Source organism: Marivirga tractuosa DSM 4126 (assembly GCF_000183425.1).
Classification (GTDB): domain Bacteria; phylum Bacteroidota; class Bacteroidia; order Cytophagales; family Cyclobacteriaceae; genus Marivirga; species Marivirga tractuosa.
The window spans coordinates 949,168-967,212 of the sequence record NC_014759.1; the positions used below are offsets into that span (position 1 = coordinate 949,168).

Sequence of the window (18,045 nt, forward strand, 5' to 3'; positions counted from 1 at the left end):
CCAGTTCAAAATTATGTTTTTTAGGCGGTATTTGAAATATTTCTCAAACTATTCCTAAATAGTCTCCCGTTTACTTGGAAGTTATTGGCAATCTAAAGAATTTTACGTTCTGAAAATAACAGCACTTAAGCATGATAGATATTAAAAAGTTAGACGAGGATTTGACAGCACTAGTAAAAGCAAAAATTGCTTTAAGTAAACTAACATACGCTGATAAAGACTACGATAAAATTGAAGAGGAGCTCCATGATATGGAAGACGACTTTCAAGAAAATTACGGAGAATATTTAGAAGAAGCATTGGCAGATGTTCACGATGAATTTTGTCCTGACAATGATGTCTTGCTTCCGATAGCCTACTTGGCTGATGAGTATGTTGTCAAAGAAGACACAATAGATGTAGCCCCAGGACAAGGAGTTTTAGTTGAAGCAGATGATTTTGCAAGCTCAAAGGTAACTTTGGCTTTAGCTCCACAGCCTACTAGAATTGTCCTTCAAGCTGGAAATGATCATAAAGAAGTGGTTTGGAGAGCTGAATAAAAAAAGTTTTTTGGATTATGATATTCAGGTCACATGCGACACCCGTGTGCAGGCCAGCCATATAATTTTATTGAAATAAAAATATCTTAAGAAATCCTTTTCTACTGCAGAGAAGGATTTTTTTATACAAGCTAACAGACTTTTTTCGAAAGTTAGGTAAGGCTGGAAGTCTGGCTCAAAGCTGGCGCGCGCATATCGCTTGTGCCGTTATGAATTTCATAACCTGTCAAATCTTCAACCTTTAATTAAAATCCTTCCTTAACCAATTCATCATTTACCCAAATCAAATATCGCAAATGGTCAATTAATCAAATCAACATTTTCTTTTATTAATTATTTCCATTTACCAATCATCCCTCTATATTTGCAGCGTTTCAAAAAATAAATAAAACTTATGAGCAATATTATCTGGATTGTCCCGATTCTCGGGATTGTGGGACTGATTGTTATGGCTATAAAATCCGCATGGGTTTCTAAGCAAGATGCTGGAGATGAAAGGATGACGGAATTAGCCGGCTATATAGCCAAGGGCGCAATGGCTTTTTTAAGAGCTGAGTGGAAAGTGATGTTCTACTTTGTAATAATCGCTGGTATTTTACTGGCTTATTCCGGAACGCTAGTGGAAACTTCTTCCCCTGTCATTGCAATTTCATTTATAATAGGTGCAGTATTCTCTGCATTTGCGGGATATGTGGGTATGAATATTGCAACAAAAGCAAATGTGAGAACCACACAAGCTGCCAAAACCAGTTTAGCAAAAGCCTTGAGGGTTTCTTTTTCTGGCGGTACTGTAATGGGATTAGGTGTTGCAGGTCTTGCCGTTTTCGGAATGGGTATATTGTTTATTTTCTTCTATAACATGTATGTGATCCAAACAGGTGGCGATGTTAACGGTCTGGAAATGGAAAAAGCATTAGAAGTATTGGCTGGTTTCTCATTGGGAGCTGAGTCCATTGCCCTTTTTGCCCGTGTTGGTGGTGGTATATATACCAAAGCTGCTGATGTTGGAGCTGATTTAGTTGGAAAGGTGGAAGCTGGAATTCCAGAAGATGATCCAAGAAACCCTGCGACTATCGCAGATAATGTTGGAGATAACGTAGGTGATGTTGCGGGTATGGGTGCTGATTTATTTGGTTCATATGTTGCAACCATCTTGGCTTCTATGGTTTTAGGTAGAGAAATTATCTCTGAAGACCAATTTGGTGGTATCGCTCCTATCTTACTTCCAATGATTATTGCAGGTTTAGGTTTAGTGTTTTCTATAATCGGAACTTTATTTGTAAGAATCTCAAAAGAGACTGATAGTGTTCAAAAAGCTCTTAACTGGGGAAACTGGTCTTCCATCATTTTGACAGTAGTAGCTTCATTCTTCTTAGTAGAATATATGCTTCCTGAAACTATGATCATCAGAGATTTCTCATTTACAAGTATGGATGTTTTCTGGGCAATCTTTACTGGTTTGATAGTTGGGGCCTTAATGAGTATCATTACTGAATACTATACTGCCATGGGCAGAAAGCCTGTTTTATCCATTGTAAAACAATCTAGCACAGGAGCTGCAACAAATATCATTGGCGGATTAGCGGTAGGTATGCAATCTACTGTAATGCCAATATTGGTATTAGCAGTAGGTATTGTGGTTTCATATGAATTTGCTGGACTTTATGGTGTTGCGATCGCTGCAGCAGGTATGATGGCAACTACTGCTATGCAATTAGCAATTGATGCATTCGGACCAATTGCTGATAATGCAGGTGGTATTGCTGAAATGAGTGGATTACCAGAAGAAGTAAGAGACAGAACAGATAATTTAGATGCAGTAGGAAACACAACTGCTGCAACAGGTAAAGGATTTGCCATTGCTTCAGCTGCATTAACTGCATTAGCACTTTTTGCCGCTTTCGTTGGTATTTCTGGTATTGACTCAATCGATATTTATAAAGCACCAGTTTTAGCTGCCTTATTTGTAGGTGGCATGATTCCATTTATCTTCTCTTCACTAGCTATTGCAGCTGTTGGTAGAGCCGCTATGGACATGGTTCAGGAAGTAAGAAGACAATTCAAAGAAATGCCTGGCATTATGGAAGGCACTACTAAGCCTGAATATGAAAAATGTGTGGATATTTCTACTAAAGCTTCTATCAGAGAAATGATTTTACCTGGTGCGATTGCATTGATCACTCCATTGTTAGTAGGATTTGGCTTGAAAGGTGTTTTCGCTGATACTTCATCAGCTGAAATCTTAGGTGGTTTATTAGCTGGTGTTACGGTTTCAGGTGTTTTGATGGGTATTTTCCAAAACAATGCCGGTGGTGCTTGGGATAACGCTAAGAAGTCATTTGAAAAAGGTGTAGAAATAAATGGAAAGATGGAGTATAAAGGTTCTGAAGCGCATAAAGCTTCCGTAACTGGAGATACTGTCGGGGATCCATTTAAGGATACTTCAGGCCCGTCAATGAATATCTTGATTAAATTAATGTCTATTGTAGCATTAGTTATTGCTCCTCATATTTCTGTTAAAGATCACAACACTGCAGAAGTGAAGAAAGAATCAAAAGAAATAGTGGTTGAAAAAAGTGAAGTAATCAAAGCTGAGAAATAAGCTTAATTTTAGATATTTTAGGAAAGGTTAGTCAAAATTTTGACTAACCTTTTTATTTTTATAAGGTCTTGAAATATTTGAACACCAATTCACACAGCTTTTATTGTATTTACAGCAAATCATTTATATTTTGCTGATACTTTTTAGAAGTAATACAAATTCAAATCCAATGGCAGAAAAAAATTCTCAAGAAAATAGAAGTAGACAAAAGAAGTCATTCTCCCTTAAGAAATATATTCGTGTAGATTTTAAAACCCTTCAAGGAAGAATCACCATTGGATTCTTATTAATGGGTGCTTTTGCTATTATCATGCTGATTAGCAGCAATTACTCATGGAACAAACAAATAAACAAAGGAAAAGACTTAATTGCCCTCAATAAAAATAGTAGTAGGCTTGCTGCTGAAATCCAGCAATTGGTTGACTTAACTACCATTCTTTCTTTTAGATATATCAGCACCGAAGATGAATTTTTCAAAAACGACATAGAAAATCGCTGGTTTAATGACATTTATCCAAAAGTAGATGAATTAGATAGTTTGGTTAGAGAATTTGGAGATCAAGATGTGATTGCATTTACGGAAGAACTCAATGCTCATTTACCCAATATTAAAAGCAAGCAAAAAGAAGCCATTTCTGAACTAAGCTATGAAAGCTTAAATAGTGAAGAAGTCATTGATGATATTATGCATTTGACATTTCTTACAAATAACATCAAAGATGAGCTAGCACGAGCAGAAGAGCAATCAATTAAAAGCATTGAAGAAGCCGAAAATAATATCCCAATAATTCTTACAATTGAATTTATTATTGCCTTTATTATAAGTACGATTATTGCACTTTATATTATACGATCTGTATTGTTGAGGATTAAATATCTGAAAGTTAACATTCGAGAATTAGCTCATGGTAACTTACCAGAAGAAATGAAAGAATCAGAAGATGAATTGAATTCTATCATTAGAGCTATTAATGAATTAACCACTAACCTAAAAGGCATCACAAGATTTGCAGATGAGGTTGGAAAAGGAGATTTCAGTACAGATATTACCGTTTTTGATAATCAAGGGCACTTGGGAGAATCTTTAGCTGAAATGCGCAATAAACTTCAAAATGTAGCGGAGCAAGATAAAAGAAGAGTATGGTTTAATGAAGGTGTCGCTAAGTTTGGCGACATACTCCGTAAAAATGATGATAATATTGAGGATTTGTCTGCTAAACTTATTTCTGAGTTGGTTGAATATACAGAATCTATTCAAGGATCACTATTTATAGTTAACAAAGAAGATGAGCAAAATATAAAAATAGTACTAAAAGGAGCTTATGCTTATCACAGACAAAAATTCCTTCAAAAAGAAATAAATCCTGGACAAGGACTGGTAGGACAATGCTATTTAGAAAAAGAATTCATCTACTTATCTGAAATCCCAGAGGACTATGTTTCTATTCGTTCAGGCTTAGGCGAAGCAAATCCTACATACATTTTAATCAGCCCAATGAAATTGAATGAGGAAGTATTCGGAATTATTGAACTAGCCTCGTTTCAACCTTATGAAGAATATCATAAAGAATTTATTGAAAAAGTAGGGGAAAGCATAGCTTCTACTATCCAAGGACTACAAGTTTCAATGGAAACCAAAAAGCTCTTGGAAGAATCCCAAATGAAAGCAGAGCAACTGCAAGCGCAAGAAGAAGAAATGCGTCAAAATGCGGAAGAATTAGAAGCCACACAAGAGGAAATGGAAAGACAAAGCCGCGAAATGGGGGCTTTCAACCAAGCAGTGAGTATATCCACTATGGTGGCTGAGTTTGATAAAGAAGGTAAAATTTTAGAAATCAACAGCCAATTAGAACTACAAACTGGTTGGGATAATGAAGATTTAATTAATTTGGATAGAAAAAAACTATTCTTAGATGAGGATGATGTAGATTGGAATCAGACTTGGGTTAATATTACGGATAATATGTCGATGAGTAAATCAGCTAAATTGATTAACAAAAAGGGTCAAGAAATGCCAGTTATTGCTCATTGTATGCCTGTTTCTGATGAAAATGGGAATCCAGTGAAAATTGCATGCATATTTATTAGGAAAGAGAATTTTTAAGAACATAATAAATTTAAGTCTGTTATAGAATTTCTAAACCTTCAGACTTGAAAGAATTTGCACAACTTATAACATCTCTCGACCAAAGCAATAAAACCAATGACAAGGTTAATGCTTTAAAAAATTATTTTTTATCAGCCAACGATCAAGATAAAATCTGGACCTTGGCTCTATTCACTCATCGTAAACCAAAAAGAACGGTCAATACTAATTTACTTAAAGACTGGGTCACCGAGTGGACAGGTATTCCTGAATGGCTTTTTCAGGAATCCTATCAAGTAGTGGGGGATTTAGCTGAAACTATTTCACTTTTGGTAGCTTCCACTGATGAAGGCTATAAGGAAGTTGACAATCTTCTCTCCTACTATATAAAGACTTTAATTAGCCTTAGAGATAAAAGTATAGAAGAGAAAAAAAAGCGACTTCAAAGTATCTATAAAGAATTAGATCCACAAGAAAGATTCGTTTTTACTAAAATTATGACAGGTGGATGGCGAGTGGGTGTCTCACAAAACCTTATTACCAAAGCTTTAAGTGAAGCATTTGACATAGATAAATCGATAATTGCACATCGATTAATGGGCAATTGGTCACCAGAGAATTTCACTTTTCAAGAACTGATTCTGGAAGAAAGTAAAAATGACTTAGCTTCACGCCCTTACCCTTTTTATTTAGCTCATCCAATAGAAACTCAGGAAATCCAAGAGGAGCTAAATCCTGCAGAGTGGCAAGCGGAATGGAAATGGGATGGAATCCGGGGGCAAATCATTAAAAGAAATGATGAAGTCTTCATCTGGAGCAGAGGAGAAGAATTAGTGACGGAAAAATTCCCTGAACTTGTCGAAATGGCCGAAAAACTACCCAATGGAGCAGTTCTGGATGGTGAAATTACAGCTTATCGTAATGGAGAGCCATTATCCTTTGGCGTACTGCAAACTAGAATTGGAAGGAAAAACATTACCAAAAACCTAATAAAAAAAGCTCCTGTAGTTTTCATCTGCTATGATATAATTGAACATAAAGGAAAAGACATAAGGACTAAGGCCTTATCATATAGAACCCAACTTTTAAATCAGCTTCTATTAGAAATAGATCATCCAATTCTCTTAGCTTCACAAAGCATTGAATTTTCTGACTGGGTAGAATTAATTGAAATTCGAAAAAAATCCAGAAGCCTGAAAACAGAAGGCCTAATGCTCAAGAAAAAAAACTCCATTTATGAAGCGGGTAGAAAAAGAGGAAGTTGGTGGAAATGGAAAATTGCCCCGCTAACGATTGATGGCGTTATGATTTACGCCCAAAAAGGACACGGGAGAAGGGCTGATTTGTATTCTGATTACACACTGGCGGTATGGAATGAGGATGAATTAATACCCTTTGCAAAAGCCTATTCAGGTCTGACAGATGCTGAAATGAAAAAAGTGGATGCGTTCGTTAAGAAAAATACAAAAGAGAAATTTGGTCCTGTTAGAACTGTAAAACCCGAACTAGTATTTGAAATCGCATTTGAAGGTATTCAAGTCTCTAATCGGCATAAATCAGGTATCGCTCTTCGCTTTCCACGAATAAAAAGATGGCGTCAAGACAAACCGATTTCGGAAGCCAATAAATTAACCGATCTGCAACATCTCTTGGAAAAATATGGATAAGCGAATAAAGGCAGGAATAAACTGGTTCCAAAATAAAAATTGGGAGCCATTTCCATTTCAAATTGAGACATGGGAAAGTATAGTTGCAGGCCATTCTGGTCTACTGAATGCGCCTACCGGTAGCGGGAAAACTTATGCCCTTTGGGTTGGCTATTTGATTTCCAAACTCGATGAAAAACCTACAAAGGGTTTAAAGTTCATATGGATATTACCCTTGAGAGCTTTATCTAAAGATATTCAATTGGCAATGCAAGAGGCTGCTCAAGATTTTGGCTTTGATTGGAAAATTGAAATTAGAACAGGAGATACTTCCATCAAAGACCGTCAAAGACAAAAGAAAACACCACCTGACTGCTTAATCACAACACCGGAAAGTTTACACTTGCTGCTAAGTCAAAAAAATTCGACAGAGTATTTTAAAAACCTGGAAGCAATAGTGGTCGATGAATGGCATGAATTGCTTGGTAGCAAAAGAGGAGTTCAGGTGGAGTTAGCACTCTCCTCTTTCAAGAAATTAAGCAAGAATAAATTAAAAATATGGGGCATTTCAGCTACCATTGGAAATTTGTCTGAAGCCCAAAAAGTACTTCTGGGTCAAAATGATAAAGAAGGTAAGTTTATCAGTGCCAACTTGGATAAAGAAATCAAAATTGAATCTATTTTACCAGATGAAGTAGAAAAATATCCTTGGGCTGGGCATTTGGGAATAAAGCTCATTGATAAGGTCTTACCTATCATCCATAAAAACAAAACAACTTTAATCTTTACCAATACTCGCTCACAAACAGAAATTTGGTATCAGCAATTGTTAAATAAAGACCCTGAATTAGCAGGAGCAATTGCCATGCATCATGGGTCATTAAACAATCAAATTAGAGTCTGGGTGGAAGAAGCACTTCATAGCGGACAAATTAAAGTGGTGGTTTGCACATCGAGTTTGGACTTAGGAGTTGATTTTCGTCCCGTGGATACCATTATTCAAGTAGGTGGCCCCAAAGGTGTAGCGCGTTTTGCGCAAAGAGCTGGAAGAAGTGGACACCGACCTGGCGAAATAAGTAAAATATATTTTCTACCCACACATTCTTTGGAGTTAATTGAAGGTGCAGCCTTGCGAACTGCCATTAAAAACAAGGAATTTGAAGCCAGAATTCCTATTCAAATGGCTTTGGATGTACTTTTACAATTTATGATAACGCTAGCTGTAGGTGATGGATTCGATCCTGAAAAACTCTACTTGGAAATCAAAACTACTTTTTGTTATCAAAATTTGAACAAAAAAGATTGGAATTGGCTTTTAAACTTTCTTAAAACGGGAGGTGAAAGCTTATCGGCCTATGATGAATACCAAAAAACCATTACCGAAAATGGTTTAATAAAAGTAGTCAATAAAAGAATGGCAATGCGGCACCGGCTTTCTATTGGCACCATTGTAGGTGATCAAGTATTGAATGTTAAATATGTGAAAGGTGGACATCTTGGAACCATTGAAGAATATTTCATCAGCAAATTGAAACCAGGCGATGTGTTTTGGTTTAGCGGAAAGCCATTAGAATACATTCGCTTAAAAGATATGACCGTTCAAGTCAGAAAAAGCAAAAGAACAACTGGTCAAATCCCGCAGTGGATGGGTGGAAGAATGCCCTTATCGTCTCAATTATCATACTATATCAAACAAAAATTAGAAAAAATTAGAAAGAATGAGTTGGATGAGATTGAACTTCTAAAAATTCACCCGTTGATCAAAAGACAAATGGAGCTTTCGACCGTACCTAAAGCAAATGAACTATTGATCGAATCTACCATTTCAAAAGAAGGTTTTCACATTTTCATATTTCCTTTTGAAGGTCGCTTTATCCATGAAGTATTAGCAGGTTTAATTGCTTATAGAATAAGCGTATCGCAACCCATCACCTTTTCAATAGCCATTAATGATTATGGCTTAGAATTGCTAACAGATGAACAATTTGATTTCGAAGAAATGCTTTCTCTTGATCTCTTCTCAATGGAAAATATAAAAGAAGATGTTCTATTAGGTATTAATGAAACTGAAATGGCAAAACGAAAATTTCGAGACATCGCTTCCATTTCAGGATTGATTTTCAGGGGATTTCCTGGGAAAAACATTAAAGAGAAGCATATTCAAGCTTCCTCATCTATACTATTTGATGTTTTTACAGAGTATGAACCCAAGAATTTATTACTTCTTCAGGCTCACAGAGAGGTCATCGAGCAACAATTGGAACAAGAACGACTAATGAAATCCATGCAAAAAATCAATCAACAAAAAATCATATATATCAAAACAAGTAAACCCACTCCCTTTGCGTTCCCTATTATGGTGGATAGGCTAAGGGAAAAATTTTCAACCGAAACTATAGAAGAAAGAGTGGCAAAAATGCAACTACAATTAGAAAATATATAAAATTATTTTACATTTGACATTAAAACATTTTATAAAGGATGAGAAAAATAAGTTTATTAGTATTATTTATCGGAATTAGTTTTGGCGCCTTTGCCCAGTCAGATGTAACAGGTAAATGGAAAACGATTGATGACGAAACCGGAAAGGAAAAAAGCATAGTAGAGATTTTCGAAAAAGACGGAAAGGTTTACGGGAAAATAACCAAGCTTTTTAGGGGACCAGATGAAGAGCAAGATCCAATTTGTGATGTTTGCCCTGGCGATAGAAAAAATGAAAAAATCATCGGAATGGAAATTATTAGAGGAATGGAATGGGATGCAGGAGATGAGGAATATGATGATGGAACTATAATGGACCCTAAAGATGGGAAAGTTTATGATTGTGTTTTATGGAGAGACGGAGAAGAATTGAAAGTAAGGGGCTATGTTGCCTTTTTCTACAGAACCCAAACTTGGAAAAAAGTAAATTAATCAATTGGAAATTGAACTAGCAGGAGAGAATTTACTGCTTTCAGAGCATAAAATTATTTATTGGTCACGACAGCAAACAGCTTTTATTGCTGATTTACATTTCGGAAAAACTACTCATTTCAGAAAATCTGGAATTGCCGTTCCTATGGCTATTGTGACAGCTGAAATTGACAGAATCGAAAATATTATCTCAAAATTTCGCCCAAAAAGAGTATTCTTCTTGGGCGATTTATTTCATAGTGACATAAATAATGAATGGACTATATTCAATGATTTCTTGGCACAGCATCCAACAATAGAATTTGTCCTAATTAAAGGAAATCACGACATATTAAACGAATCAGTTTATAAACTCAGTCATCTTAAAATTGAGGAAGAACCTTATCCCTTCTCTCCGTTTATCTTAACTCATCATCCTTTGAAAAAAGAGGTGCTAAAAGAAGGACAAGTAAATTTTTGCGGACATATTCATCCAGGCATCAGTATAAAAGGAAAAGGAAAATCCTATTTAACACTCCCTTGCTTCTATTTGCAGGAAACTCAAATGACTTTACCAGCCTTTGGAAGCTTTACTGGATTGGCAAAGATAAAGCCTAAAAAGGGCTGCAAGGCTTTTGCTATTTTAACTGAATCAGTAACAATAGTGGAATAATGTAGAAAGTACTTTTCCATCAATTGAACAGTCCCGTGTAAGAAAACAAAGCCTTTTGCATTCGAATATTTATAAAAATTTACTTATAATTATAATAAATTTGCTCAGAGGGGTTACCAAACACCTCTGAGCAGTATTAACAAATGAAATTAACGGACAGTCAAATCATACAACGCATCAAATTAGGTGATGAATCTGCTTTGGATTATCTCTATGAGCAACACTATAAAATGATGTTGAGAATGATTCTGAGAAATAACGGTACAGAGCAAGAGGCTTTGGATGTTTTTCAAGATGCTTTGATTGTCTTTTGGCAAAAAGCCATGGATGTTAATTTTGAACTTACTTCAAAAATCAGCACTTATCTCTATAGTGTTTGTAAAAACCTATGGAGAAAGGAATTAGATAGAAAAAGGAAATTTGAAGATAGTGACAAAGAAGAAAGCGAATACAACCAATTAGAAAATCAGGAGATGATTAAAATCATCCATGATTGCATCAGTGAATTGGGCGATTCATGTAAGCAAATTTTAAGTTATCATTATTTTGACGGTCTTTCGATGGATCAGATTGCTAAAAAAATGGGGCTAGCAAATAGCGATACCGCTAAAACGAAAAGATATAAATGTAAAAAAAGGCTGGATGATTTGATCCGTTCAAGGTACAAAGCCAGCGACTTTTTAGACTAACAATTATGAGTGAAACCAATTATTTTCGCTTAATAGAAGCATATTTTGAGGGGAACATCTCCCCCGCTGAAAAAGCTATGCTTGATGCCAAAATCAAATCAGACCCTTTAGTTAAGGCCGAATTTGATTTGCAGCAAAATATTGTAAAAGGTATTTCCAATGCCAGAAAATTAGAGTTAAAATCTAGGTTGGCTTCCATTGATCTCCCTGCAAACACAGGATTATTTGCTGGTAGTGGTGTCAAATGGCTAGCTGGCACAATTGCAGGTGTTACAATTTTCGGAAGTGTATTATATTGGTCTTTGACTTCGTTTGACAATAAAATCAAACCCATTGATCTTAAAGCATATCAAGAAATTGCATTCAACAATTATTCTACAGCTGATTTCCCAGATTTAGCTGAAGATAGATCCATGGCAAGTAAAGCAGAAGTTTTCTCCACCAAAGTTCAAAAAACTACTACTGTTCAAGAAGATAAGAACAAGCAATTAGCGAAAGAAGAAACAAATACTACTGCTAAAGTTCAACCTCAAGCTTTGATGTCATATGAAGATGATCAACTTTTCACAAATCATAGTGAAGGGGAAGAATTGGCAAATATTGAGAGTCGAGAAGTAGCACTCAATCGGGCTGACAAAACTGAAATAGAATTTCATAAGGCTTTGGACGATACTGATAATTTTCATTATCAATACTATAATTCGAAGCTGTATCTATACGGTAACTTTAAGAAAACGCCATACCAAATTATTGAATTAAATGACAAGGGTAAAAAGCAATTATTTTTAAGTCATAATAATGAGGTGTATGTCATAAAAGACAATACTACAGAGGTAACAGAATTACGAAAGATTCAAGATGAAATGCTGAAAATGGAAATTCAGCTCATTGTGCAAGAATAATCTCATACTTTTTAATAATTAATAGAAAAGCTTTTCATGAAAATGGGAAGCTTTTTTTGGTTTTTTACGGATTTAATAAGCTAAGCATAAATAAATTCTTATTTTTGAGCTTTCAAATATGAGCAAAGAGAAAAAATATAGAAAGAAGAAGAAGTTAGGGCATTACCCCTTTATCAGTGTCATATTAAGCATGACATTAGCGCTTTTTATATTAGGTTTATTTGCACTGTTAATTTCCACCACAACTTCTTTAACCAAAGTCATTCAACAAAATGTTGAAATGCAGGTTTATCTCAAATCCAACCTTTCTGAACCTCAGCAATTGAGGGTGAGCAAATCACTAGCATCAAGGAATTATGTGCTCAATGAAGAGAATATCGAACCAATCCGTTTTATATCTAAAAAAGAGGCAGCAGAAAAATTTATAGAAGAGACTGGTGAAGATTTCATGCAGTTTTTAGGTGATAATCCCCTGAAAGATGCATACATAGTAAAAATTTCTCCTGAGTATCATTCGTCTGAAAAAATGGCAACTGTACAAAAAGATATTGAAAATATTAATGGCGTTTTTGAGGTCATTTATACTGATAATATGGTTCAAAGCATAAACGAAAATATTACTAAAATCAGCCTTGTCTTATTAAGTATCTCAGTCTTACTTTTTATTGTAATAGGAATTCTAATTAACAATACCATTAAATTAGCATTATTTTCGCAAAGATTCTTGATAAGAAGCATGCAATTAGTTGGAGCTACTAACGGGTTTATCAGAAAACCATTTATCTACCGTTCCATTTGGCATGGAATAATTTCTGCTTTAATAGCAGGCGGATTACTATTTGCCTTATTAACGTATGGAAGCCAAAAACTTGAAGGCTTGGCTGAATTACAAAATCATGAAATGTTGTTAATTATTTTAGGTGGACTTTTAATTACAGGGATCATTATTGCAAGTTTTAGCACCTATAGAGCAATACAGAAGTATATGTCAATGTCGTTAGATGAACTATACTGAATTATATCAGAAATAACTTTGTAAGGAATTGACTTAAACATGTCATAATCTTTACTGAAACATAAAATATCGTTTAAATAAATTTTTGATACCATATAAATAGCTTTATGTCAGAAAAAAAGAAATTAGCATTTGGAAAAAGCAATTATATCTTGATGATTGCTGGAGTTTTAACCCTTATCATTGGTTTTATTATTATGACTTTAGATACTGAGCAGTATGGCTTTGGATTTTTAGGATTGACATTAGGACCTATTATCGTTTTCATAGGTTTCATCATTGAAATATTTGCTATCCTAAAGAAGCCTAAGCACTAAAAAATGGGATTATTAGAAGCTATTATCCTTGGTATTATACAAGGACTATCAGAATTTTTACCTGTAAGTAGTAGTGGACATCTTGAAATTGGTGCTGTCTTATTAAATGCACATACTGCCGAAAGTTTATTGTTTTCCGTGCTGGTGCATGCCGCTACTGCGCTATCCACTATTATTGTTTTTCGTAAAGATATAGCCAATATTTTCAAAGGCATTTTTACCTTCCAATGGAATGAATCTTATGATTTTACAGTAAAAATTGTGCTGTCAATGATTCCCATTGCGATCATCGGAATATTCTTTGAAGAACAAGTAGAAAGTTTTTTTACAGGGAATTTAATTCTAGTTGGCAGCATGTTGCTTGTAACTGCTATTTTATTAGCATTTACCCAAGTAGTAAGAAATAAACAAGGTGGACCTGTAAAATATTGGCAAGCCATTATCATAGGGATAGCTCAATCCATTGCCATTCTGCCAGGCATATCTCGATCAGGAGCTACCATTGCAACCGCACTGCTAATAGGAGTAAATAAAGAAAAAGCTGCTAGATTCTCCTTCTTAATGGTATTAATACCAATCTTAGGTGCTTCTCTGTTAAAACTATTGGATTATTTGGAAAAGCCAGCAGTAGCCCATCAAACCGGTGGATTCGTTCTTTTCATGGGCTTCTTAATGGCATTTTTAGCAGGCCTATTTGCTTGCAAGGCCATGATCAAAATAGTTAAAGAAGGTAAACTTATTTATTTCGCAATCTATTGCGCTATCGTAGGTAGTATCGCAATTATAAGTCAGTTAATATGAGTGAAAACATAAATAGCTATAATGAAGGAAAAGTCCTATTGATTGACAAACCACTTAACTGGACTTCCTTTGATGTAGTAAAGAAACTAAAATTCACTTTAAAAGTAAAGAAGATTGGTCATGCTGGTACTCTCGATCCCTTAGCTACAGGCTTATTAATTTTATGTACAGGGAAAATGACCAAGTCAATAGAAAAATACCAGGCACAGGAAAAGGAATACACAGGAGAATTTACCTTGGGTTACACCACTCCTTCATATGATTTGGAAACAGAGCCTGAATTCCAAAAAGAGACTAGTCATCTAACATTAGAAGATTTAAAATCTAACACCGCCTATTTTACAGGAGAAATAGAACAAACTCCACCTATATTTTCAGCTGTCAAAACAGGTGGGAAAAGGGCATATTCCTTGGCCAGAGAAGGTAAAGAGGTTAAATTAAAATCAAGAGTCGTAACTATTAGCGAATTTGAAATCACTGATTTCAAAGAAAACAAAGTTTCTTTCAGAGTGCGTTGCTCAAAAGGGACATATATTCGGAGTTTAGCGCATGATTTTGGAGAAAAGCTAGGTGTCGGAGCCTACTTATCAGCATTAAGAAGAACAAAAATAGGTGATTTTTCCGTTGAAGATGCTGACAACTTAAATGAATTTGTGAAAAATAATAAAGTCGACACAAATGATCGTCCATGACGGATATGAAAATTTAGAAGGCATTAAAAATGCAGTGGTGACCATTGGAACTTTCGATGGTATTCATCTTGGGCATCAGGAAATAATCAGTAGGATAATAGAATTAGCCAAATCAGTGGAAGGGGAGACAGCCTTAGTCACTTTCTGGCCTCATCCTCGCTATGTATTAGGTAATAATCAAGATGATTTGAAATTACTAACCACTTTCGATGAAAAAGCAGCAATTCTTGACCAATTAGGCTTAGATCATATCGTGAGAGTACATTTCACCAAAGAGTTTTCTCAGTGGACTTCAGAGCAATTCATTCAGCGGATTATTATTTCAGCTTTACACACCAAAAGATTAGTAATTGGTTATGATCACCGTTTCGGGAAGGATAGAGAGGGTGGTTTCGAGCATTTAAAAAAACATTCTAATAGATATGGTTTTGAAGTTGAAGAGATTCCAAAGCAAACTATTGATGACGTAGGAATCAGTTCTACTAAAATTAGAAATGCAATTGAGGATGGCAAAGTAGAATTAGCTCATGATTTTTTAGGTAGATATTATGAAATCAATGGCGAAATAGTTGGCGGTGATAAAATTGGCAAAACACTAGGTTTTGCGACAGCCAATATTCAGGTTGAGGAACCCTATAAATTAGTTCCTGCTGATGGAGTTTATGCAGTTACAGCCGAGCTAAAAGGACAGCAATATAAAGCAATGCTAAATATTGGCTATAGACCCACTGTGGATGGTAAAACCAAGAAGATTGAAGCCAATATCTTTGATTTTAATGATGATATTTATGGCGAAAAAATTAAAATCAACTTTATCAAAAGATTAAGAGAAGAAATAAAATTTGATTCTAAAGCAGCATTAAGCAAACAGTTACAAAAAGATAAAGAAAAAGCTATACAAATACTGAATCAACATCTTAAGAATCATTCAAAATAGTTAACTTTAAATAAGATTATATTTTATAAGCTTAGTATTAAACATAAAAATATGATTAATAAAGTAGTAAAAAATGCTAGTGAGGCAGTCAAAGACATACCGGATAATGCAGTCTTAATGTTAGGCGGATTTGGATTATGCGGAATCCCTGAAAACAGCATACAAGCACTTTTGGATACCAAAGTAAAAGGTCTGACTTGTATTTCAAATAATGCAGGAGTAGATGATTTTGGAATAGGGTTAATGCTCAAAACCCATCAGGTAAAAAAAATGATTTCATCCTACGTTGGTGAAAATGCGGAGTTCGAAAGGCAATTATTATCAGGTGAATTAGATGTAGAACTCATTCCGCAAGGTACTTTGGCAGAAAGAGTAAGAGCTGGAGGAGCAGGAATCCCTGCGTTTTATACACCTGCAGGTTTTGGAACTGAAGTTGCAGAAGGAAAAGAAACTCGTGAGTTTGATGGAAAAATGTATTTATTGGAAAAGGGGCTGGTTGCAGATTTTTCTTTAGTAAAGGCTTGGAAAGGTGATACAGCAGGGAATTTGATATTCAAAGGCACTGCACGAAATTTCAATCCTATGATGGCAGCTGCTGGAAAAATCACTATTGCAGAGGTTGAAGAGTTAGTTCCAGCTGGCCAACTTAATCCAAACGAAATTCATACTCCCGGCATCTACGTTCAGCGTATTTTTGAAGGAAAAAATTATGAAAAAAGAATTGAACAAAGAACTGTAAGATCTTAATATATGGCACTTGATAAAATTGGAATAGCAAAAAGAATAGCTCAGGAAGTTCAAGATGGAATGTATATCAATTTAGGTATTGGAATCCCTACCCTTGTGGCGAATTATATTCCTGATGCACTAGATGTTGTCTTACAATCCGAAAATGGTCTCCTTGGAATTGGACAATTCCCAACTGAAGATGAGGTAGATGCCGATCTGATCAATGCAGGAAAACAAACAATTACTATGAGAGATGGTTCAGTATTGTTTGACTCATCAGAAAGTTTTGCCATGATTAGAGGCGGACACGTTGATTTAACCATTTTAGGAGCAATGGAAGTATCTGAAAACGGTGATATAGCCAATTGGAAAATTCCAGGCAAAATGGTTAAAGGAATGGGAGGCGCAATGGATTTAGTGGCGTCTGCTAAAAATATTATTGTAGCCATGCAGCACACTAGCAGAAGTGGTGATTCTAAACTATTAAAAGAATGTAGTTTACCCATCACTGGCTTGCAATGTGTAAAAAAAATAGTAACCAACTTGGCTGTCTTGGAAGTGCAAGAAGGTGGTGGCTTTAGATTATTGGAAAGAGCGCCTGGAGTATCAGTGGAGGAAATAAAAGATGCAACTGCGGGGAAATTAATAGTTGAAGGTGACGTTCCAGAAATGAAAATTAGTTAGTTATGAAAAAAATGAAGCAAATCAATATCGTACTAATTGCAGGAATTTTAATATTTAATTCCTGCAAGGACAAAAATGATAACTTCGTATTCCCATCAATTGAAGAGGACGTTGAATTAGGTGCTCAGGTAGCAGAAGAAATCGAAAATGACCCAGATCAATTTCCTATTTTAGACGAAGCAGAATATTCAGAAGCTTACGCCTATCTGAATAATTTACTTGATTATATATTAACTTCAGGTGAAGTACAATACAAAGATGAATTTGTATGGGATATTCATATCATTGAAAATGACTCCGTTTTGAATGCTTTTGCGACACCAGGAGGATATTTGTATGTTTATACTGGCTTGATCAAATACTTGGATCAGGAAGATGATTTAATGGGCGTGTTAGGCCATGAAGTAGCTCATTCTGATTTAAGACACACCACGAGAAATATTCAAAGACAATACGGTATAAATATTTTACTACAATTGATCACAGGAGAAGACCCAAGTCAACTTGAGCAAATTGCAGGTCAAATTGCTGGCACTGCTGCAGGTTTAAGTTTCTCAAGAGAATTTGAAGAAGAAGCTGATGAAAGATCAGTTGAATATTTAGCCAATACACCTTATGCTTGTAATGGTGCCTATTCATTTTTCCAAAAATTATTGGATGAAGGTCAAGCTGGTGGTACTCCAGCCTTCTTAAGTACACATCCTGATCCTGAAGACCGAGTTGAAGATATTAATACAAAAGCAGAGGAAATCGATTGTGACACCACTCCTCTTGCACCAGCAACTTATGAGGATTTCAAGAATATGTTACCTCAATAATTTATAGATAAACAAATAACTGA

17 protein-coding genes are annotated in these 18,045 nt (G+C 35.3%); all 17 read left to right on the forward strand.

What is annotated here, in order from left to right; all coding sequences use genetic code 11:
• Window positions 1-131 precede the first annotated feature (131 nt).
• The 17 genes from FTRAC_RS03850 (at window position 132) to FTRAC_RS03930 (ending at window position 18,022) form a co-directional block, all read left to right on the forward strand.
• Window positions 132-539: a hypothetical protein gene (locus FTRAC_RS03850; RefSeq protein WP_013452920.1), complete on the forward strand. Its 408-nt coding sequence runs from the start codon at window positions 132-134 to the stop codon at window positions 537-539.
• A 394-nt stretch (window positions 540-933) separates the two neighbouring features.
• Window positions 934-3,141, forward strand: coding sequence for a sodium-translocating pyrophosphatase (locus FTRAC_RS03855; RefSeq protein WP_013452921.1), 2,208 nt, complete (start codon window positions 934-936; stop codon window positions 3,139-3,141).
• Between the two features lie 169 nt (window positions 3,142-3,310).
• A complete protein-coding gene (locus tag FTRAC_RS19145; protein ID WP_013452922.1) occupies window positions 3,311-5,245 on the forward strand; it encodes a GAF domain-containing protein in 1,935 nt (644 codons plus the stop codon).
• A 47-nt stretch (window positions 5,246-5,292) separates the two neighbouring features.
• On the forward strand, window positions 5,293-6,894 hold the full coding sequence (locus tag FTRAC_RS03865) for an ATP-dependent DNA ligase (protein WP_013452923.1): 1,602 nt from the start codon (window positions 5,293-5,295) through the stop codon (window positions 6,892-6,894).
• Window positions 6,887-9,316, forward strand: a complete 2,430-nt coding sequence (locus FTRAC_RS03870; protein ID WP_013452924.1) for a ligase-associated DNA damage response DEXH box helicase — start codon at window positions 6,887-6,889, stop codon at window positions 9,314-9,316. Before FTRAC_RS03865 ends, FTRAC_RS03870 begins: the two co-directional genes overlap by 8 nt.
• A gap of 38 nt (window positions 9,317-9,354) precedes the next feature.
• Window positions 9,355-9,786, forward strand: a complete 432-nt coding sequence (locus tag FTRAC_RS03875) for a DUF2147 domain-containing protein (protein ID WP_013452925.1) — start codon at window positions 9,355-9,357, stop codon at window positions 9,784-9,786.
• 4 nt (window positions 9,787-9,790) lie between these two features.
• Window positions 9,791-10,438, forward strand: a complete 648-nt coding sequence (gene pdeM / locus FTRAC_RS03880) for a ligase-associated DNA damage response endonuclease PdeM (RefSeq protein WP_013452926.1) — start codon at window positions 9,791-9,793, stop codon at window positions 10,436-10,438.
• A gap of 143 nt (window positions 10,439-10,581) precedes the next feature.
• The gene (locus FTRAC_RS03885) at window positions 10,582-11,127 is read left to right on the forward strand and encodes an RNA polymerase sigma factor (protein WP_013452927.1); all 546 of its coding nucleotides are present in this window, start codon (window positions 10,582-10,584) and stop codon (window positions 11,125-11,127) included.
• 5 nt (window positions 11,128-11,132) lie between these two features.
• A complete protein-coding gene (locus FTRAC_RS03890; RefSeq protein ID WP_013452928.1) occupies window positions 11,133-12,029 on the forward strand; it encodes a hypothetical protein in 897 nt (298 codons plus the stop codon).
• A gap of 118 nt (window positions 12,030-12,147) precedes the next feature.
• Window positions 12,148-13,044: a cell division protein FtsX gene (locus FTRAC_RS03895; protein WP_013452929.1), complete on the forward strand. Its 897-nt coding sequence runs from the start codon at window positions 12,148-12,150 to the stop codon at window positions 13,042-13,044.
• Window positions 13,045-13,151: 107 nt separating this feature from the next.
• Complete coding sequence (locus FTRAC_RS03900; RefSeq protein WP_013452931.1) at window positions 13,152-13,361, forward strand: DUF3098 domain-containing protein; 210 nt, start codon at window positions 13,152-13,154, stop codon at window positions 13,359-13,361.
• 3 nt (window positions 13,362-13,364) lie between these two features.
• Window positions 13,365-14,162 carry an undecaprenyl-diphosphate phosphatase gene (locus tag FTRAC_RS03905; RefSeq protein WP_013452932.1) on the forward strand — a complete coding sequence of 266 codons (798 nt, stop codon included), beginning with the start codon at window positions 13,365-13,367 and terminating at the stop codon, window positions 14,160-14,162.
• Entirely contained in the window at window positions 14,159-14,854 is a 696-nt protein-coding gene (gene truB, locus FTRAC_RS03910) for a tRNA pseudouridine(55) synthase TruB (RefSeq protein ID WP_013452933.1), read from the forward strand. The genes FTRAC_RS03905 and truB overlap by 4 nt, the downstream gene beginning before the upstream one ends.
• Window positions 14,841-15,791, forward strand: a complete 951-nt coding sequence (locus tag FTRAC_RS03915; RefSeq protein WP_013452934.1) for a bifunctional riboflavin kinase/FAD synthetase — start codon at window positions 14,841-14,843, stop codon at window positions 15,789-15,791. Before truB ends, FTRAC_RS03915 begins: the two co-directional genes overlap by 14 nt.
• 51 nt (window positions 15,792-15,842) lie before the next feature.
• The gene (locus tag FTRAC_RS03920; RefSeq protein ID WP_013452935.1) at window positions 15,843-16,538 is read left to right on the forward strand and encodes a CoA transferase subunit A; all 696 of its coding nucleotides are present in this window, start codon (window positions 15,843-15,845) and stop codon (window positions 16,536-16,538) included.
• Between the two features lie 3 nt (window positions 16,539-16,541).
• The gene (locus tag FTRAC_RS03925; protein WP_013452936.1) at window positions 16,542-17,204 is read left to right on the forward strand and encodes a 3-oxoacid CoA-transferase subunit B; all 663 of its coding nucleotides are present in this window, start codon (window positions 16,542-16,544) and stop codon (window positions 17,202-17,204) included.
• A 2-nt stretch (window positions 17,205-17,206) separates the two neighbouring features.
• Window positions 17,207-18,022 carry a M48 family metalloprotease gene (locus FTRAC_RS03930; RefSeq protein WP_013452937.1) on the forward strand — a complete coding sequence of 272 codons (816 nt, stop codon included), beginning with the start codon at window positions 17,207-17,209 and terminating at the stop codon, window positions 18,020-18,022.
• Window positions 18,023-18,045: the final 23 nt, after the last annotated feature.